Raw genomic sequence first — 19,114 nt, 5'->3', positions numbered from 1 at the left:
AAGATTGCTGGTAACCCGCCTTGCGCGGGCTTTTTTATGATGTCTCTAATGCTACAAAATTACAATTAGGAGACAGATTTGGTCGAGGGAGATGAACGTTGAATAAAACAAGGCTTAAAAGACAAGATCAGGCATACGAGCGATTGTCGAATGCTGCATTTGCAGATCCGTTTTCGTTCTTAGGTCCCTATTTACAAGATGATGGTATTGCACTTCGCACTTGGATTCCCGGTGCGGATAATGTGGCCGTTGTTTTAGCATCGGGCGAACGCCTACCGCTTGTTCGAGAGGCGGCATCCGGTTTTGTCTTAGAATCAGACCTCGATTTGAGATACACCCATTATCAGTTGGCTGTTGATTGGAGTGGTACTGAACAAGTTATTGATGACCCATATCAATATCACGGTTTGTACGCAGAATACGAAGAGTTGCATACCCCAAAGGCGATGTATCACCATATGGGGTCGCAATTTGTGTCTTTGGAACGCGATGGTCAGCAGGTTCAAGGTACGCGTTTTCTTGTTTATGCCCCTCATGCAACGGCGGTGAGCTTAGTCGGAAGCTTTAATGAGTGGGATGGGCGTCGCAACCCAATGCAGCGTCTTGACTATGGCGTGTGGGGGATCTTTATTCCTGAGCTTGCCGAAGGGGCACAATATAAATTTGAAATGAAAGGGCCAAATGGAGAAGGCTTGCCTCATAAAGCCGACCCGTGGGGTTTCTATTCAGAACAGTACCCATCGTTCTCGTCGGTGACCTATGATCATAGCCGTTATCAATGGCAGGATGATGCATGGCAAAACCGACCTAGTAACGGAAAAACGAAAAGAAGCACTGTCGTTCTACGAGCTGCATGCAGGATCATGGAAGCGCAATGCCCAAGGTGAGTTTCTTAACTACCGTGAATTGGCGAGCGAGTTAATTCCATACCTTACCGACATGGGTTATACGCATGTTGAGTTGATGCCAGTGTCTGAGCATCCGTTTTACGGTTCATGGGGCTATCAACCTGTGGGTTTGTTTGCGCCAACCAGTCGCTTTGGTTCGCCAGATGACTTTAAATATTTTGTCGAACAATGCCATTTAGCCGGATTGGGTGTGGTACTTGATTGGGTTCCTGCACATTTCCCTTCTGATGATCATGGCTTAGCAAACTTTGATGGGACGCCATTGTTCCATGATCCTGATCCACGCCGTGGGTGGCATCAAGATTGGAATTCGTATATTTATGACTTAGGTCGTGAACATGTGCGCCTAGTTCTTAGTGTCGAATGCACTGTATTGGTTTGAGCAGTTCCATATTGATGGTATTCGTGTTGATGCGGTTGCGTCGATGTTGTATCTCGATTATTCACGTAGTCACGATCAATGGATTCCAAACGCTGACGGTGGCCGCGAAAACTATGATGCGATCGCTACCATGAAGTGGATGAATGAAGAAGTGTACAAGCACTTCCCTAATGCCATGACGATTGCAGAAGAATCGACCGCGTTCCCTGGTGTTTCTGCACCCACCTTTATGGGTGGCTTAGGGTTTGGCTTTAAATGGAACATGGGGTGGATGCACGATAGCCTCTCCTACATCCAAGAAGATCCAATTAACCGCAAATATCACCATGATACGATTACTTTCCCGTTGGTTTACGCACACAGTGAAAATTATGTTCTGTCGCTATCCCATGATGAAGTGGTCTACGGTAAGCATTCTATTCACAACAAAATGCCCGGTGATGAGTGGCAGCAAACGGCTAACCTAAGAGCCTACTTAGGTTACATGTACGCGCAACCAGGTAAGAAGTTAAACTTCATGGGGGCGGAATTTGGTCAAACAGGTGAATGGAATCATGATGACCAATTGCAGTGGTTTTTGTTGGAGTTTGAGCGCCACCAAGGTGTTCAAGCCGTTACGCGTGATCTCAATAAATTGTACCAAGCTGAAAAAGCCTTGTTTGAGTTAGATTCAGAACCGAAAGGTTTTGAGTGGCGTCTTCAAGATGCGGCAGAAGCCAGTATTCTTGCTCACGAGCGTATTAGTGACAATGGCGAACGTATTTTGGTGGTATCAAACTTTACCCCTGTACCGCACGAAGCATTCCGCTTAGGGGTGCCTCTAGCAGGAAGCTATGAATTACTGCTTAATACGGACGATGAGAAATACGCGGGTAGTGGGTTTGAGGTGATTAGCTCTGTGAATAGTGAAGGGATAGAAAGCGAGTCACAGCCGCAATCACTGGCATTACGCCTACCACCACTATCCACCGTATTCTATAAATACAAAGGTTAGTTTACCAAGAGAACACAATTAAATAACGATTAAGCCCAGCAAATGCTGGGCTTTGTTTTATCTGGAGAAAACGAAAGAGTGTTCTACACTCAAACATTATGCGTTAACACGATAAATAACACATTAAGAAATAAGGATTATTAATGGTCACAGCTTTGTATGCTTCGTTATTAGCGGTACTGATGATTTGGTTGTCAGTGCAAGTCATCAAACAGCGCAGGAGTAATCAAGTCGCTTATGCCGATGGCGGCGTAGAAGGGTTGCAAATCGCCCGAAGTGCGCACGGCAATGCTGTCGACTATATACCTATCACGCTTATCTTAATGGCATTAGTCGAATTTAACGGCGCGCCACTGTTGTGGATTCATGCCTTGGGCTGTACGTTCATTGTTGGGCGAGTACTGCATGCTCATGGCATTTTATTCAAAAAATTTAAGGGACGGGTATGGGGAATGCAACTCACCTTGGTGGTGATGTTGGGCTTAATTGTCTCCAATTTATACTATTTACCTTTCGATAGACTTTTCTAGGCGATGACGTTCAAATTCCCCCCAACATGGGTGACAGTGTCTATCGGGCTGATGCTTAATGTGATGGCCATTGTACTATCAAGCCAAGTACTCGATAAGATGACAGCGGATTTGACCGTGTTTGCCGATAAAAAAGCGTCGAATCTGTATTCCATTCAGCTTGCTTGGAATCAGGTGGAAACACTGGAAAGGAAACGTGAAGGGCTGTTACTGCATTTAGATATGTCACTGGCGGGTGGCGCTCTAGTGAATACGAAAATCAAAGAGCAACTGGTTAAGGAACTGACTGCTTGGACGACGAGGCCCGTTCCAGCGATTTCCACGCAGAATCTTTCTGAGTTGATGCGCGTTATCAATCAATCGCAACAAGCTCAACGGGATATCATTGATGACTTGTATCTGGATAATTTAACTCTTGTTGAAGAGATGCAAGCGACCGAAAAAGAGATGGCATTATTCAAAGACATCGCGTTGTTTTTACAAGTGTTTGGCTTAGCATTAATTCTGGCTCGAGATTTATCGCGTAACTGATTGGTTCTTTATAATAAAAAGGGCAGCGAAAGTCGCTGCCCTTTGTAATCTTATCATGAGTGAACTAGCTTAACTTGGCTTGTTCTGCTTTACATACCGCAGCGGTGAAGACGACGTCTGTCGAACTGTTCAGCGCGGTTTCAGCAGAATCTTGAATAACACCAATAATAAAGCCTACCGCAACAACCTGCATAGCAACGTCGTTGGAAATCCCAAATAGCCCACATGCTAGGGGTATGAGTAGTAGTGATCCACCTGCGACACCTGAGGCACCACACGCCGAGACTGCCGCAACAATGCTCAATAGCAGCGCCGTTAATAAATCTACTTCGATACCCATTGTGTGTACAGCAGCTAACGTGAGTACAGTGATAGTAATCGCAGCGCCAGCCATGTTGATGGTTGCGCCTAGGGGAATCGAAACTGAGTACGTATCTTCATCTAACTTAAGCTTTTCACATAGATTCATATTCACAGGAATATTAGCAGCGCTTGAACGAGTGAAGAAGGCTGTCACGCCACTTTCACGAAGACATTGAAAAATCAATGGGTATGGGTTTTGTTTGGTTTTGACGTAAACAATGATTGGATTAACCACAAGCGCGATGATCGCCATTGAAGTCAGTAACACAAAAAGTAATTTCGCGTAGCCAGCGAGTGCTGAGAAACCAGTCGTTGCAAAGGTAGCCGCAACCAAGCCAAAGATACCAAAAGGCGCTAAGCGGATGATGAAACGTACGATCTGTGAAACACCATGGCTTAGGTCCTCGAAAACGGCTTTCGTTGTATCTGAGGCATGGTGTAAGGCGAGACCAAGACCGATAGCCCACGCTAGAATACCGATGTAGTTGGCATTCATCAGTGCGCTGACTGGGTTGTCGACGAGCTTAAAGAGTAAGGTGTGAAGAACTTCTGCGATACCTTGTGGTGGTGTTGCCCCTTCTGCTCCCGCCACCAAAGTAAGCTCGGTTGGGAAAAGGAAGCTCATTAATACAGCAGTCAATGCCGCGGTAAAGGTGCCGATCAGGTAAAGAATAATGATTGGACGCATGTGCGTCGTTTGATTTTTCTTTTGGTTTGCAATTGAGGCCGCGACCAAAATGAAAACTAAAATGGGCGCAACGGCTTTTAACGCACCAACGAACAAGCTACCCAGCATTCCGAAGCTTTGTGCTGTTGAAGGTGAAGCGATCGCCAGGATGACACCAAAGACGATACCCGCAAGAATCTGGAGAACCAGATTGCCATTGGCATATCGAGCCAACAAGCTAGAGTTCTGCATTTTTGTACCTTTATAATTGTATTGTAAGAATGTGTGTTTGCGGTTGTTATAATATAGTTGCGAATATATGTGTCCAGTTTTAATTCATATGTAGTATGAAATTATGCCTTATGTGCGCTTTTGTGGTGTTATATGTTAATGGTTTGTATTAATTTGATATATAAAAAAGGCCCTATTGATTAGGGCCTTTGAAAGGAGAGGGCTAAATTATTGCTAGGATAAGTGCGTGTAACCGCTATGTTCGATAAGCCTAGTAGCCTTTCTTTCGACTGCGACTTTCGGTTTGAACAGAACGGATAAATTTACCAAACTGCTTATCATTGCTGCGTTTTTCAGCCAATGAAGCACTGTTATGCGCTTGTTCTCTTAGCAGTTTGTAGTAATTATCTAACCGTCTTGAATCCACACTTCCAGTGTCCAATGCGGCTCTCACCGCACAGCCTGGTTCATTACTATGCTGGCAATCACTAAAGCGGCATTGCGCGATTAACGCTTCAATGTCGCTAAAGGTTTCTGCTAGTCCATCTTCACTTGCCGTAAGCTGTATTTCACGCATGCCGGGTGTATCTAGCAACAGTCCACCTTGCGACATCTTGTGCATAGAGCGAGACGTCGTGGTGTGACGTCCTTTGCTGTCGTCTTCGCGAATACCACCGTATGGCTTGGATTTCGGATGCCATTAGGCTGTTCACTAAGGTTGATTTGCCGACACCAGATGAACCCATAAACGCCACAGTCTGACCTTGATGGCACCAAGAGGCGAGTCCGCTTAGTGTATCGGCGTCCAGTGCGTTAACCATTTCGATGATTAAGAAAGGATCGAGGTTCTGTACTTGTTGGCGTTTTTCATCGGCATCAAGACATAAATCAGACTTGGTGAGCACAATGACCGCCTCGGCTTGAGATTCGTTAACCAGCGTTAGATATCGCTCAATTCGGCTGAGATTAAAATCGTCATTGAGTGAACAAACGATAAACACACAGTCGACATTTGCGGCAATAAACTGCTCTTCTACTTTTGAACCTGGCGCTTTACGACTAAATAAAGATTTACGTTCAAGTAGGCGAACAAAAGCCTGCTCGTTGTCTAGCAAGATCCAATCCCCGACAGTCATGGAAGGGTGCTGAGCATGGTGCTCTAAATGAAATTCTTGCTCCTCAGTACAGACGATATAACCACTGCGATGATGGGCAATAATACGACCGACTACCGTGTTGTCATAGTCATCAAGTGTGAGTTGTTGTTGGAAGTACGATTTCCAGCCAAGTTCATTGATAGAAATTGGATGAGTAAAAATAGAAGTCATTGTTGGTACCTAAACGTTTTACACGATTTGAATAATTTTAATAGGGTTAGGTACTTACAAATGTAAACGTGTGCAGTAGACACATAACCCCGGGTTATTAATACCGGGCAATAAGTCGTTAAGTAATCAAGAAAGTGAGAGATTATTTTGTCGCGACCAATGTTGCCGGGTAGGTGTGTAACACAATCATGAAATTCCCCTTATTAGTGAAGTCTAGGTTATGGTAGCACATTAACAATTGGCATCACTAGCGTGAGTAATCACATACGATTGGCGTTACTTACGAGTCGCTGACGACTCTTTGTGAGGAGCGAGCCAATGTACGGCTAGGTTTGGCAAATAACATCATGGCGCCAATGATTAGGCAAATAGCGAAAAGTCGAAGCGGCGTGACTGGTTCATCAAAAAACGTAGTTGCAATAAAAAAGGCGGACATTGGCATAAGGTTCAATGCCATGCTGCTGCTGTCTACACCCACTTGTTCAATCCCATAGATATAGACGAGATAACCGATACCAGACACAAATAAGCCAAGGATCATCACGCAAGTGAGGGCAAAAGGTTGGTGAGCAAGCAGTAATGCGGTCTGAATATTAACGTCGGTAGACAAGAGGTAAGCTAAAAATCCGATGGCGGCAAAACCAAATTGGTAGCACATCGTACAGGCTGCACCGTACTTATCGGCTAGCTGAGCTCGAATGTGAGTGACAGACGCAAAACTCATCACACTCATCAAACAATAGAAGTGACCAATATTGAGCCCTGAAGCGTCGGTTGAGGGGGCAAAAACAAGCAGCGTTACGCCGCATAGCGCAACCCCAACAGCGAGTATTTGTAATGCGCTAAAGCGTTCGCCGTAACAAAGGTATCCAACGAATAAAATAGCGATGGGAACCAGACCTTGAATCACACCATTTTCAGAAATAGTGATGTAATCGAGAGATTGGAATGAGAAAAAGCTAAACAAGCCCTGACCGACAATGCCACATACTGCAAGCTTTAGAATATCTTGGCGATGTTCCCAGCGAAAAGTAAGGGGCGGTTTTTTGGTTAAACTCTGGTTCTTGGTGAGAGTTTGCTGTTTAGCAAAAGAGGCGACGACTAAGACCACGCAAAGGACGCTAAAGGCAATCAAATAACGAAGCCAAACAAGTACTTTTGCGTCGATAGTCTGCAATGGCATTGTCGCTAGCGATCCTTCTGTTCCCCAGAGTAAAGCGACACCAATTGCAGCTATCCATCCCTTAGTCGTCGTGTTCACGGTTAGTTACTTTCAGCCAGTTTTGCTGTTGGTGCTGACTCGGCTTTCTTTTTGTTAGCAAACTTCATAAACATCATCATTGAGCCAATAACGACGGCAATGGCCAACAAACGGATAGGTGTTACGGCTTCGCCCAAAGCAAACACAGCAAGGACGAAAGAAGATAGAGGCATGAGGTTAAGCGCCATACCAGTGCCATCTACGCCAACACGCTCCATTGCGTAGATGTAGATAAGGTAGCTAATACCAGAGATGCCGACACCAAGGATGGTAATGCAGAGCACACGTAGCGGCGAGCTAAAGATACCAAGTGCAGATGAGAAATCAGCGCCAACGACCAATAAGTAAAGACCAAAGCCGATAGCAGCAAAGACAAATTGGTGGTACATGGTGGCGACAGAGCCGTATTTTTCGGCGAGCTTAGCGCGAGCGTAGGCCATAGTTGAGAAGCTAGCGGCACTACCAAAGCAGATTAGGTGTCCAATGTTAAAGCCACTGCCTTCTACAGATGGGTCCATAACAAGGATAGCAACGCCGACAAAAGCACCGCCAGCTGCGAGGATTTGTAAAGGAGTGAAGCGCTCACCGTGGCGAATAAAGCCCACACATAGAATGATGATCGGGATTAACCCTTGAATAACGCCGTTTTCAGATGCAGTGATATAGTCAAGAGAAAGAAACGAAAGGAAACTGAATGCGCCTTGACCAATAATGCCACAACAAGCAGCCCAAAAGATATCATGACGGTTCTCCCAGTTAAGTTTGAAGTCTACTTTCTTTTGCGGTTTACCCATGGCATTGCTGACTTGGATAATGACAAATAAGGTAATGAAAGCAACGGTATATCGTACCCATACCAAGACTTGCGCATCCATGACTTCAAGGATTGGTGTGCCCACGATCCAAGGGATGCCCCAAAGAAGACCAATAAAAATCGCGGCTATCCAGCCTTTAGTTGTATTACTCATGGTTATTTCCTTATAGATTTAAAAGTTTGCCGTAACCTGGGCAGTGTGCTGTGTGACCTGTTAAGTGCATGGCATGCCAAAACATCGCGGAGTTGCTGCAGACAACAGGGATATTGAATTTGTTTTCAATTTCTTGAATGTGGTCGAGTACACGTAAGTTGGTGCAAGACATGAATACGAGATCAGCCCCTGAGTCCGGCAAGATTTGGTCAAGCGCTGACATCATGGATTCTTTCGAGATCTTGGTGATATCGGTATCTTTTTCTATCCCTAATGAACCAAGCGTGCAGACTTCAAAGCTTCAGCAGCGGTAAGTTGGTTATAGAGTGGGAAGTTGACCTCAGTTGGGTAGGGTGAAAACACGGCGATTTTCTTTGCGCCTAAGTGCTTGAACGCCGCTTGCGCCGCAGTCCAAGGGTTAGTTGCTGGAATATCACCTCTATTTTTCGTGAGCAGTTTCGCGACTTTTTCTTCACCGATAATGATGGAAGCGGAAGTACAACCGAACGCCATCACATCCATGGGCAAGCCATAGGCAATCAGATCGGACGCTTCGCTGATTCCGCTTGCTATTTTATCGAGCGCTTCAGGCGTCATTTCACTGCTGTAGTAAACTCGTGAACTAAAAATACCCGCTTGCGTACCCAGCAGTTTTGCCCAATCCATTTCCAGTGAATGATCCGTACTTAGTTGTACCAAACCAATATGGACGCGACCAATGCGCGGAGCTTGGGTGTGTGGAAGGTTGATTTCCCAGTTTTTGAATTCTTCGATAGTGTTCATTATGAGATCCTGCAAAGTGCCCCGCATTTGGCAGGGCGTGCCTTGGCTTATTGTTATGATTAGTTGAATTAGTCGATGATGATCAGTTCAGGTGCCGCGCGTTCAGACAACCATTCCGCGCCGTTTTCGGTGATGACGATGTTTTCTTCATGCACCATAGATTTGCCCGGTGCGTAAACCATGCCCGGTTCAAGCGTCATCACCATGCCTGGCTCTAGGATGGTGTTGTCGGTAGCGGTGTTAGATGGACGCTCGGTAAGCTCCATGCCCAGACCATGACCAAGACGACCGACGTCGTTCCCTAGTGCGCCGTTGGCTTCTAGCACTTTCCACATGGCGTTATAAATATCAGTGGTGGCGGCGCCCGGTTTCGCCGCTTCAAAACCTTTAGTGGTGGCTTCATAGGTGGCGCGATACGCGGCTTTGGTTTGTTCACTGGCGTGACCAAATGCCCAGTTGCGGTCGAAATCAGAGAAGTAACCATCACGCACCGCGCCCGTATCGATAATCAGCACATCGCCCGGTTCAATAATGCGGTCGGTCGGGCCCATAATGATGCTGTCATAGCCGTCAGGACCGGAGCCAGCAATGATGTACGGACACTCATCGGCACCTTCTAGCAACATATCAATGCGGAACTGCTTACAGATTTCGCGCTCAGACATACCTGCTTTAGCGTAAGTAGGGATTTTGTCGAAGGCGACGTTAGTGATGCGGCATATTTCACGTGTTTTTTCGATTTCGGCTTGAGATTTAATCTGGCGAAGACCGTGCATTTCTAGAGAGACATCCACGAAGTCTTTTTTCACCATGGTGGTGAGTTTTAAGTAGTTATTCACTGGCATACGCAGGTGAGATTCAATCCCTAACGTTGCGCCTACGCGGCCATGCTTACACGGTAGAGAGTTCAATGCGCTGGCGACGAGGCTAATGCCGTCATCTTCAGGTCTTGGAGATGGCCAAGTAATGATGTTATCAATCCACGTACCTAGCCATACCGCTTGCACCGATTTCAGGGATGATGGCAATAGGTTTGCCTTCGGCAGGCACGATGACAAACCAAGGGCGTGTTGGGCTGTGCCAAAACTGGGTATGAAAGCTTAGTGAAGTAACGAACATTAGGCTCGGTGGTGAAAATCATGGCATCGAGTTGTTTGTCATGCATGACTTTTTGAGCACGTAACGTTCTGTTTTCAAACTCCGCCAGTTCAAAGCCTCGGTTTAAGTAGTTAGTCATCAAGTGTTACCCCTGTTCCCGTAATGTTATTGGTGTGAGGTTGTGTATCAACGTCACTGAATAGTTCATATTTGTGAACTTTATGGGAAGGATATTAATGATATTTCAGTCAAATAATGTGACCTAAGTCTTGCGGTTCACTATAGTGCACTGAAAGTGCCTTGAATCGAATAATTTATTGATATTTGTCAATTTTGATGGGTTTGCGATAAAAAAGTTTAACTTTAGTCTTGATGGATGCAGAGATTTATAGTTATATAGTTACATAAAGTTAATTGATTGCCGGGGCTGTTTGATAATTCCTTCGAATGTGTGATGGTGATCAAAGTTAACATTAATGACCTTTGTGGGGGTGCTGATGCACTGCCAGAGAATTAGGTCATTATTAGAAATGCTTTATTGACTATTGTTTTTTAGACGTGGCTTTTAAGGCATTGTTTTATCGTTATTTTTATGGATACTCGAACCCGAGTTCGAGTATTTTTGAGCGACTCATAGTGGGCATAAGATGCCTTTACGGTCGTAATGTTTTGAAACACTATTTAAGAGTAAATTAAGATGAAAACAACGATTCATACAGAGTCAGCACCTGCCGCTATCGGTCCTTATTCACAAGGAACGGCATTTAAAGAGCTGGTTTTTACATCCGGTCAGTTACCGCTAGATCCAACGACGATGGCTTTTGTTGAAGGGGGCATTACCGAGCAAGCTCGCCAATCGCTGTCTAACTTAAAAGCAGTATTAGAGGCGGCTGGCGCGTCTATTGATAGCGTAGTGAAAACCACGTGTTTCCTATCGGATATGGAAAACTTTGTCGCATTCAACGAGGTCTATACGGAAGTGTTTGGTACTGAAAATGCACCATCACGCTCTTGTGTAGAAGCCGCAAGATTGCCGAAAGACGCCTTGGTTGAAGTTGAAGCGATCGCGTATATCAAATAGTCATTCATAGTAACTACGAGCCATCGGCATTTATCACCTCCTCTCATATTTTGATAAATCGTTGGATGGCTTGTTTTATTCTTCTCATTTTGTTTCTTTTAGGTACCTCCCATGCTCAAACTCGCCAACAATAAATTCTATTCTGGAAAAACCAGCGCCCTGTTTTCTGCTGACCAAGCGCTTCAAGCGCGTCAATTTCACCAAAAAATTGAAGGTTACGTGCCGACACCGTTAGTGTCTTTACCTGCCCTAGCGCAACAGTTAGGCGTGAAAGCGGTGTTGGTGAAAGATGAGTCCAAGCGTTTTGGTCTTAATGCGTTCAAAGTATTGGGTGGCTCCTACGCACTAGGTCGTCAATTGGCCAAGCACTTGAATGTGGATATTGCTGACATCGACTTAAAAACCGTGTCATCAAAGCTTGAGGCACCATTAACGTTTGCGACGGCGACCGCAGGAAACCACGGCACTGGCGTGGCGTGGGCTGCGCGTGAAATGGGTCAAAATGCAGTGGTGTACATGCCAAAAGGCTCGGCACAAGCCAGCGTTGATCGCATTAAAGGTTTAGGGGCGGAGTGCATTGTGACCGACGTCAATTATGATGATACCGTGCGCCTTGCCAATGAAACTGCGCAAGCAAATGATTGGATGCTAGTACAAGATACGGCGTGGGAAGGGTATGAAGAAATCCCAACGTGGATTTCTCAAGGCTACATGACCATGGCGGATGAAGCGATTGAGCAAACGGCGGCACTTGAATTTGGTATGCCGACGCATGTGGTATTACAAGCGGGTGTTGGCGCAATGGCAGGTGGTGTTTTGGGCTATTTAGCGGATAAGTTAGGCGCCGATACCTTTGATACTATTATTGCAGAGCCTGCAGCAGCAGATTGTATTTATCGCTCAGGCACTAGCGCAGAAGGCGATATGGTGAACGTGAGTGGTGATTTGAACTCCATTATGGCAGGTCTTGCGTGTGGTGAGCCGAACCCGGTGACGTGGCCTGTTCTGCGTGATTGCAGCCGTTATTTTGTCTCGGTAGAGGACAGTGTGTCCGCGAATGGTATGCGCATTTTGGGTAACCCTCTTAGCGATGATCCTAAAATCATCAGTGGCGAGTCAGGGGCGATCACGCTGGGTGCATTACGTGAACTGCATACGCAGGGTTTGGATGAGCAAGTGGGTCTAAATGCAGAGTCAGTGGTTTTGCTGTTTAGTACCGAAGGGGACACCAATCCAGATCGTTACCGTCGTATCGTATGGGAAGGTGAGTACGCCGCATCGTAGGTTATGGCGGGCTATCTTAGCAATGAAAAGCGCATCGATGATGCGCTTTTTTTGTGTCTGCATAAAGCAACGGGATATTAGCAAGTACATGTAAAGGCGCTGAGGAAGCTTCTATCTGTGAGTGGTTACTGGTAAATAAATAGGAGTATGACGACGCGCTTAGGAAAGGCGCTTTATCTTCATTTCATACTGTTTACTAGAAAGAAGAAAGAAGAAAGAAGAAAGCGCACTGGTGGTGTGACTGGTCACGATTGTGTTGTCGTCTACCGGAACGTTTGAAGCCGCGAAGTAGATGAATTGGAAACTGGCTAGGCTGCTAAAAAGCAGTAAAAGCAGTAAAAGCAGTAAAAGCCTTAACGTCTTGAGGTTAACGTCTTGAGTTTAAGGTTCTAAGTTTAGATGTTGAATCTATAGTGAGTATTGAGCTGTTTTGTTCATGTCTCTAGTTATTATTAAGCAAAAAAGAGCACGCCGTGACGTACTCTTTTGTTTGTTAATTGGGCAAGTTAGCTTTGCGAAGTTGGTGTTTTTGGGGGTAACTACGCGTTTAACTGCCCTTCTACGAGTGCTTTCCAATATTGGATACCATGACCCAAAATCTCGTCATTAAAGTCGTAAAGCGGATTGTGTAATGCGGTTCCGCCGCATTCACCAGTTCCGTTGCCCACTAAAATGTAGCAGCCCTTAACTTCACGAAGCATAAACGAGAAGTCTTCGCTGATGGTGAATGGTTCACAAGCGCCATCGACGTTTTCTATGCCTACCACCTGTTGAGCGGCCTTAATGGCATACTCGGTTTCTTCCGGCGAATTGATGGTAGAAAGGAAGCTGTTGTTAAATGTGTACTGATAGTCAACGCCTGCTGCCATACATTGACCTGCGACAATACGTTCAATAGCCGCTTCAATCTTATGTAACGCTTCATCAGTGAAGCTACGCGTATCACCACTGATCGTGACTTGTGAAGGAATAACATTCACGGTGCCATTGGTTTCGAAGTTGGTGACTGAAATTACCGCTGTTTCATTAATTGCGCTGAGGTTTCTAGACACAATGGTTTGCAGTGCTGTGACAATTTGCGCGCCTACAACGATAGGGTCGGTGCCCATGTGAGGAAGTGCGGCGTGACCATCCTAGTTGCTTTGACGACAATTTCAAAACTACTTTCGCTAGCCATAATGGAGCTAGGACGAGTGACAAATTTACCAGCAGGAATACCAGGTAAATTATGCATGGCGTAGATAGAGTCCATATTCCAGCGAGTAAAGAGACCATCGTCAATCATCGCTTTAGCGCCCGTGCCTCGCTCTTCATCAGGCTGAAAAATAAAATACACCGTGCCATCAAAGCTTTTCGATTGTGCCAACTCACATGCCGCGCCTAAAAGCATGGCAGTGTGGCCGTCATGGCCACAGGCGTGCATAGCGCCTTCATGTTTAGAGGCGTGACAGAAGGTATTTTGCTCTTGGATACGTAGGGCATCCATATCGGCTCTTAATCCGATTGAACGTGTGCTATCACCGTTTTTAAGGATACCTAACACGCCAGTGCCACCAATGTTACGGTGCACCTCTAGGCCAAATTCCTCTAGTTTGTTTGCAACGAACTCCGCGGTTTTAAACTCTTCAGTACCGAACTCAGGGTACTGATGTAGGTGGCGGCGCCATTCAATTGCGGAAGATTCTACAGACATTTACATTCTCCTATTTGCAGGTGATTGGTCATCAATCACCTGCGGTATAACATTGGTTAAGTAATGAATTATTTTGCTTCTTGGGTCTTAAGAGTGATTGTTTCTTCAGGTGTGTCTTTTGTTTCGTATTTCGTGAAGATGTAAAGCGCAACTACAATAAGAGAAACAATGATGGTTTTACTAAGAACCATTTCTTCTCCTAGAGTGAGAACCGCAACCAAGTAGCCGACCAGTGGCATGAGGTTTAATGCCATTGTTGATTTTTCTACGCCAATTTGTTTGAACGAGTAGAGTTGCACTAGGTAGCTACCGCCTGAAATACCAGTACCTAAGAAAATAAGCAGGCCAATCAGTAGCGGGCTAGAGAAAATGATGTAAATTTGCGACAAGTCGAGTCCCATCGCAATGACAACAAACACGCCCATCACCGCGACAGAAATGTATTGGTAAAGCATAGAAACAACAGAACCATACTTGTCTGCAAGGCTGGCACGAAGGTGTGCTGTCCATGCCAGTGCAAGCATTGAGCATGTCACATAGACATAACCTAATAACGCGGTACCACCTTCGATAGAATTGGTTGGCCCTACACTCATTGCGTAAATACAAAGCGCCGATGCAATGAAGGCACCCCATTGAATTTTGTTCATTCTAAAGTTCATGAACATCATGCCAAAGAAAACGGTCGCAAACGGCTGCATGCCTTGGATTACCCCGTTTTCCGTTGCGCCGATGTGCGCTAGCGAAAGAAAGTTAAATAGCGAGAATACGCCTTGACCAACAATGCCGCACAGTGCGATTCGTGCAAAATCTTTTTTCTCGATTTTAAGAGACTTCCCTAGGTCAACACTTAGACTTTTACTACGAGACGTAAACATGTAGATAATAGAGAGGCCAATCACAGCAGTGACGTAGCGGAAGAAAACTAATGTCATTGGGTCGACGGCCATAGAGAGTGGTTTGGATACGACACCAGTAACACCCCATATACAGGCAACCGCAATGGCGGCAACCCAGCCTAAAAATACATTTTTCTTTGTTGTGTTCATTTTCCAGTCCTTAGTAGGGCGCCAACGTCATGGATATCATGCGTTGGCTTATTGTTATGATTAGTTGAATTAGTCGATGATGATCAGTTCAGGTGCCGCGCGTTCAGACAACCATTCCGCGCCGTTTTCGGTGATGACGATATTTTCTTCATGCACCATAGATTTGCCCGGTGCGTAAACCATGCCCGGTTCAAGCGTCATCACCATGCCTGGCTCTAGGATGGTGTTGTCGGTAGCGGTGTTAGATGGACGCTCGGTAAGCTCCATGCCCAGACCATGACCAAGACGACCGACGTCGTTCCCTAGTGCGCCGTTGGCTTCTAGCACTTTCCACATGGCGTTATAAATATCAGTGGTGGTGGCGCCCGGTTTCGCCGCTTCAAAACCTTTAGTGGTGGCTTCATAGGTGGCGCGATACGCGGCTTTGGTTTGTTCACTGGCGTGACCAAATGCCCAGTTGCGGTCGAAATCAGAGAAGTAACCATCACGCACCGCGCCCGTATCGATAATCAGCACATCGCCCGGTTCAATAATGCGGTCGGTCGGGCCCATAATGATGCTGTCATAGCCGTCAGGACCGGAGCCAGCAATGATGTACGGACACTCATCGGCACCTTCTAGCAACATATCAATGCGGAACTGCTTACAGATTTCGCGCTCAGACATACCTGCTTTAGCGTAAGTAGGGATTTTGTCGAAGGCGACGTTAGTGATGCGGCATATTTCACGTGTTTTTTCGATTTCGGCTTGAGATTTAATCTGGCGAAGACCGTGCATTTCTAGAGAGACATCCACGAAGTCTTTTTTCACCATGGTGGTGAGTTTTAAGTAGTTATTCACTGGCATACGCAGGTGAGATTCAATCCCTAACGTTGCGCCTACGCGGCCATGCTTACACGGTAGAGAGTTCAATGCGCTGGCGACGAGGCTAATGCCGTCATCTTCAGGTCTTGGAGATGGCCAAGTAATGATGTTATCAATCCACGTACCGGCCATACCGCTTGCACCGATTTCAGGGATGATGGCAATAGGTTTGCCTTCGGCAGGCACGATGACAAACCAAGGGCGTGTTGGGCTGTGCCAAAACTGGGTATGAAAGCTTATGAAGTAACGAACATTAGGCTCGGTGGTGAAAATCATGGCATCGAGTTGTTTGTCATGCATGACTTTTTGAGCACGTAATGTTCTGTTTTCAAACTCCGCCAGTTCAAAGCCTCGGTTTAAGTAGTTAGTCATCAAGTGTTACCCCTGTTTTTATTATTGGTATGGGCCTGTGGAGCAAGCTCATCCTATATTGTTTGATTCATGTATTTGATGTTGAGCATATTACTTATATTTAAGTTAAATAATGTGACCTAAGTCTTATGGTTAACTTTAGTGTACGGAGTTGGGGTTATTTTGTGTTTAAACTTGATTTTAGTCAAAAATAACAAACTTTAGGTCTGGATTGTTAACTTTTGTGTTGATGGCTATGAACGTTTGTAGTTATATAGTTACATAAAGTTGAGTTTGCTATTGCAATCACTTCTATAGGAAGGGACAATGTGTCTTGAGTTGAAGTTAACAGTAGTGGTCTAAGATGAACGCAGCAGCATATAAGTCATTCAGTGTCGAATTTACTGATTCAGATAGAGAATATTTAGCCTCCAATTTCCGCCTAGCCGATACCATGGCTGATTTTATTGGGCCTCATTGTGAAGTGGTGATTCACTCCTTTGAGAGTTTTGAAAAGTCAGTGGTTAAGATTGTCAATGGTCACCATACCGGGCGTGAAGTGGGATCGCCGATCACCGATATGGGGCTTAGAATGTTAAGCGCATTTGAGAGAACGGGTGAAGTGACCCCTAAATGCTACTTTACCAATAGTAAAGATGGCTCTTTATTAAAATCAACGACATGTGTTCTTGCTGGTGAGGGTGGGAAGCCAATCGGCTTGTTTTGTATCAACATGAATCTGTCTCACCCGTTCCCTGAAATCATGAAGACTCTGATGCCCGACAGCGCTTTGCCGCATGTTGGCGTACACGAAAACTTTAGCGCTTCAGCGACTGACGTCATTGAACAAGCTCTGGAACATGCGATCCAAGAAGTCGAAAGTGATGCATCCGTCAACTTGAAAAGCCGCAATAAGACGATTACCAAACTCTTATTTGAGAACGGCATTTTTGAATTGAAAGAGGCAACAGGACTCGTATCCGACCGCCTTGGAATTACTCGCCATGCTATTTACAAATACATTCGTGAGTTCAAAGCTTAAGCACAATAAAGGTCAATAAGATGAAAACAACCATACACACAGAGTCAGCACCTGCCGCTATCGGTCCTTATTCACAAGGAACGGCATTTAAAGAGCTGGTTTTTACGTCCGGTCAGTTACCGCTAGATCCAACGACGATGGCTTTTGTTGAAGGGGGCATTACCGAGCAAGCTCGCCAATCGCTGTCTAACTTACAAGCCGTATTGGAGGCGGCTGGCGCGTCTATTGATAGCGTAGTGAAAACCACGTGTTTCCTATCGGATATGGAAAACTTTGTCGCATTCAACGAGGTCTATACGGAAGTGTTTGGTACTGAAAATGCACCATCACGCTCTTGTGTAGAAGCCGCAAGATTGCCGAAAGACGCGTTGGTTGAAGTTGAAGCGATCGCGTATATCAAATAAATAGTCGCTCTTTGTTATCACAAGCCACCTAAGTAGTTATCGTCCACCACTTCATACTCTGATCATTCATTGCGTGGCTTGTTCTTTTCACTCTGTTCTCTTTAGGTATTCACCATGCTCAAGCTAGCCAATAATGCATTTTATTCTGGAAAAGCCAGCCCACTATTTTCAACCGACCAAGCGCGTCAAGCGCGTCAGTTTCACCAAAAAATTGAAGGTTACAAACCCACACCGTTAGTGTCTTTACCCGCCCTTGCGCAGCAGCTAGGTGTGAAAGCGGTATTGGTGAAAGATGAGTCCAAGCGTTTTGGTCTTAACGCGTTTAAAGTGTTGGGTGGCTCCTACGCATTAGGTCGTCAATTAGCGAAACATTTGAATGTGGATATTGCTGACATCGACTTAAAAACCGTGTCATCAAAGCTTGAGGCGCCTTTAACGTTTGCGACGGCGACCGCAGGAAACCACGGCACTGGTGTGGCGTGGGCAGCGCGTGAAATGGGTCAAAATGCAGTGGTGTACATGCCAAAAGGCTCGGCGCAAGCCAGCGTTGATCGCATTAAAGGTTTAGGGGCGGAGTGCATTGTGACCGACGTCAATTATGATGATACCGTGCGCCTTGCCAATGAAACTGCGCAAGCTAATGATTGGATGCTGGTACAAGATACGGCGTGGGAAGGGTATGAAGAAATCCCAACGTGGATTTCTCAAGGCTACATGACCATGGCGGATGAAGCGATTGAGCAAACGGCGGCACTTGAATTTGGTATGCCGACGCATGTGGTATTACAAGCGGGTGTTGGCGCAATGGCAGGTGGCGTTTTGGGCTATTTAGCGGATAAGTTAGGCGCCGATACCTTTGATACTATTATTGCAGAGCCTGCGGCTGCGGATTGTATTTATCGCTCAGGCACCAGCGCAGAAGGCGATATGGTGAACGTGAGCGGTGATTTGAACTCCATTATGGCAGGGCTTGCATGCGGTGAGCCGAACCCGGTGACGTGGCCTGTTCTGCGTGATTGTAGTCGTTATTTTGTGTCGGTAGAGGACAGTGTGTCCGCGAATGGTATGCGCATTTTGGGTAACCCACTGAGTGATGATCCGAAGATCATCAGTGGCGAGTCAGGGGCGATCACGTTAGGTGCATTACGTGAACTGCATACGCAGGGTTTGGATGAGCAAGTGGGTCTAAATGCAGAGTCAGTGGTTTTGCTGTTTAGTACCGAAGGGGACACCAATCCAGATCGTTACCGTCGTATCGTATGGGACGGTGAGTACGCCGCATCGTAGGTTATGGCGGGCTAT

At 45.8% G+C, this 19,114-nt stretch carries 14 protein-coding genes and 4 pseudogenes; 8 read left to right on the top strand and 10 right to left on the bottom strand.

Annotated features, from left to right (window positions below; genetic code table 11):
* The first annotated feature begins 98 nt into the window (after positions 1 to 98).
* The 3 genes and pseudogenes from glgB (at position 99) to AC0L66_RS19230 (ending at position 3,345) form a co-directional block, all read left to right on the top strand.
* Positions 99 to 2,284: pseudogene (glgB, locus tag AC0L66_RS19240) on the top strand (1,4-alpha-glucan branching protein GlgB).
* Between the two features lie 143 nt (positions 2,285 to 2,427).
* The gene (locus AC0L66_RS19235) at positions 2,428 to 2,814 is read left to right on the top strand and encodes an MAPEG family protein (RefSeq protein ID WP_265676459.1); all 387 of its coding nucleotides are present in this window, start codon (positions 2,428 to 2,430) and stop codon (positions 2,812 to 2,814) included.
* A 3-nt stretch (positions 2,815 to 2,817) separates the two neighbouring features.
* Positions 2,818 to 3,345: a DNA mismatch repair protein gene (locus tag AC0L66_RS19230; RefSeq protein ID WP_265676458.1), complete on the top strand. Its 528-nt coding sequence runs from the start codon at positions 2,818 to 2,820 to the stop codon at positions 3,343 to 3,345.
* Positions 3,346 to 3,409: 64 nt separating this feature from the next.
* Here AC0L66_RS19230 and sstT read toward each other — a convergent pair whose 3' ends face one another.
* The 7 genes and pseudogenes from sstT to AC0L66_RS19195 all read right to left on the bottom strand — a co-directional run bounded on the left by sstT (position 3,410) and on the right by AC0L66_RS19195 (position 10,183).
* Positions 3,410 to 4,627: a serine/threonine transporter SstT gene (gene sstT / locus AC0L66_RS19225; RefSeq protein ID WP_473570438.1), complete on the bottom strand. Its 1,218-nt coding sequence runs from the start codon at positions 4,625 to 4,627 to the stop codon at positions 3,410 to 3,412.
* Positions 4,628 to 4,877: 250 nt separating this feature from the next.
* Positions 4,878 to 5,934, bottom strand: a pseudogene (gene rsgA, locus AC0L66_RS19220) (ribosome small subunit-dependent GTPase A).
* Between the two features lie 280 nt (positions 5,935 to 6,214).
* The gene (locus tag AC0L66_RS19215; protein ID WP_473570436.1) at positions 6,215 to 7,195 is read right to left on the bottom strand and encodes a DMT family transporter; all 981 of its coding nucleotides are present in this window, start codon (positions 7,193 to 7,195) and stop codon (positions 6,215 to 6,217) included.
* Positions 7,196 to 7,197: 2 nt separating this feature from the next.
* Positions 7,198 to 8,163, bottom strand: a complete 966-nt coding sequence (locus AC0L66_RS19210) for a DMT family transporter (protein ID WP_265676453.1) — start codon at positions 8,161 to 8,163, stop codon at positions 7,198 to 7,200.
* A gap of 10 nt (positions 8,164 to 8,173) precedes the next feature.
* Positions 8,174 to 8,404, bottom strand: coding sequence for an aspartate racemase/maleate isomerase family protein (locus AC0L66_RS19205; protein WP_473570919.1), 231 nt, complete (start codon positions 8,402 to 8,404; stop codon positions 8,174 to 8,176).
* 29 nt (positions 8,405 to 8,433) lie between these two features.
* Positions 8,434 to 8,946: a hypothetical protein gene (locus tag AC0L66_RS19200; protein WP_473570435.1), complete on the bottom strand. Its 513-nt coding sequence runs from the start codon at positions 8,944 to 8,946 to the stop codon at positions 8,434 to 8,436.
* Between the two features lie 68 nt (positions 8,947 to 9,014).
* Positions 9,015 to 10,183: pseudogene (locus tag AC0L66_RS19195) on the bottom strand (M24 family metallopeptidase).
* Positions 10,184 to 10,741: 558 nt separating this feature from the next.
* Here AC0L66_RS19195 and AC0L66_RS19190 point away from each other — a divergent pair.
* Together AC0L66_RS19190 and dpaL (AC0L66_RS19185) are read left to right on the top strand one after the other, a co-directional pair.
* The gene (locus AC0L66_RS19190; RefSeq protein ID WP_428754500.1) at positions 10,742 to 11,125 is read left to right on the top strand and encodes a RidA family protein; all 384 of its coding nucleotides are present in this window, start codon (positions 10,742 to 10,744) and stop codon (positions 11,123 to 11,125) included.
* 111 nt (positions 11,126 to 11,236) lie between these two features.
* Positions 11,237 to 12,409 carry a diaminopropionate ammonia-lyase gene (gene dpaL / locus AC0L66_RS19185; protein WP_473570433.1) on the top strand — a complete coding sequence of 391 codons (1,173 nt, stop codon included), beginning with the start codon at positions 11,237 to 11,239 and terminating at the stop codon, positions 12,407 to 12,409.
* 539 nt (positions 12,410 to 12,948) lie between these two features.
* On the opposite strand, the pseudogene AC0L66_RS19180 reads toward dpaL (AC0L66_RS19185), so the two are convergent.
* The 3 genes and pseudogenes from AC0L66_RS19180 to AC0L66_RS19170 form a co-directional block, all read right to left on the bottom strand.
* A pseudogene (locus tag AC0L66_RS19180) lies at positions 12,949 to 14,102 on the bottom strand (M20 aminoacylase family protein).
* Positions 14,103 to 14,170: 68 nt separating this feature from the next.
* Positions 14,171 to 15,151: a DMT family transporter gene (locus tag AC0L66_RS19175; protein WP_265677981.1), complete on the bottom strand. Its 981-nt coding sequence runs from the start codon at positions 15,149 to 15,151 to the stop codon at positions 14,171 to 14,173.
* 69 nt (positions 15,152 to 15,220) lie between these two features.
* Positions 15,221 to 16,387: a M24 family metallopeptidase gene (locus AC0L66_RS19170; protein ID WP_473570431.1), complete on the bottom strand. Its 1,167-nt coding sequence runs from the start codon at positions 16,385 to 16,387 to the stop codon at positions 15,221 to 15,223.
* 343 nt (positions 16,388 to 16,730) lie between these two features.
* Here AC0L66_RS19170 and AC0L66_RS19165 point away from each other — a divergent pair, with 343 nt between their 5' ends.
* From AC0L66_RS19165 to dpaL (AC0L66_RS19155), 3 genes are all read left to right on the top strand, one after another.
* Positions 16,731 to 17,408, top strand: a complete 678-nt coding sequence (locus AC0L66_RS19165) for a helix-turn-helix transcriptional regulator (RefSeq protein WP_265676043.1) — start codon at positions 16,731 to 16,733, stop codon at positions 17,406 to 17,408.
* Between the two features lie 20 nt (positions 17,409 to 17,428).
* A complete protein-coding gene (locus AC0L66_RS19160; protein ID WP_265676042.1) occupies positions 17,429 to 17,812 on the top strand; it encodes a RidA family protein in 384 nt (127 codons plus the stop codon).
* 114 nt (positions 17,813 to 17,926) lie between these two features.
* Positions 17,927 to 19,099, top strand: coding sequence for a diaminopropionate ammonia-lyase (gene dpaL / locus AC0L66_RS19155; RefSeq protein ID WP_473570430.1), 1,173 nt, complete (start codon positions 17,927 to 17,929; stop codon positions 19,097 to 19,099).
* The last annotated feature ends 15 nt before the right edge of the window (positions 19,100 to 19,114 follow it).

The organism is Vibrio sp. GJ43-1 (assembly GCF_055808835.1).
This window is presented reverse-complemented; position numbering and strand designations above follow the sequence as displayed.

Bases quoted from the DNA above. Each gene is read 5' to 3' on its own strand.
- AC0L66_RS19235 (WP_265676459.1), top strand. From the start codon at position 2,428: ATGGTCACAGCTTTGTATGCTTCGTTATTAGCGGTACTGATGATTTGG.
- AC0L66_RS19230 (WP_265676458.1), top strand. From the start codon at position 2,818: ATGACGTTCAAATTCCCCCCAACATGGGTGACAGTGTCTATCGGGCTG.
- sstT (WP_473570438.1), bottom strand. From the start codon at position 4,627: ATGCAGAACTCTAGCTTGTTGGCTCGATATGCCAATGGCAATCTGGTT.
- AC0L66_RS19210 (WP_265676453.1), bottom strand. From the start codon at position 8,163: ATGAGTAATACAACTAAAGGCTGGATAGCCGCGATTTTTATTGGTCTT.
- AC0L66_RS19200 (WP_473570435.1), bottom strand. From the start codon at position 8,946: ATGAACACTATCGAAGAATTCAAAAACTGGGAAATCAACCTTCCACAC.
- AC0L66_RS19190 (WP_428754500.1), top strand. From the start codon at position 10,742: ATGAAAACAACGATTCATACAGAGTCAGCACCTGCCGCTATCGGTCCT.
- dpaL (WP_473570433.1), top strand. From the start codon at position 11,237: ATGCTCAAACTCGCCAACAATAAATTCTATTCTGGAAAAACCAGCGCC.
- AC0L66_RS19175 (WP_265677981.1), bottom strand. From the start codon at position 15,151: ATGAACACAACAAAGAAAAATGTATTTTTAGGCTGGGTTGCCGCCATT.
- AC0L66_RS19170 (WP_473570431.1), bottom strand. From the start codon at position 16,387: ATGACTAACTACTTAAACCGAGGCTTTGAACTGGCGGAGTTTGAAAAC.
- AC0L66_RS19165 (WP_265676043.1), top strand. From the start codon at position 16,731: ATGAACGCAGCAGCATATAAGTCATTCAGTGTCGAATTTACTGATTCA.
- AC0L66_RS19160 (WP_265676042.1), top strand. From the start codon at position 17,429: ATGAAAACAACCATACACACAGAGTCAGCACCTGCCGCTATCGGTCCT.
- dpaL (WP_473570430.1), top strand. From the start codon at position 17,927: ATGCTCAAGCTAGCCAATAATGCATTTTATTCTGGAAAAGCCAGCCCA.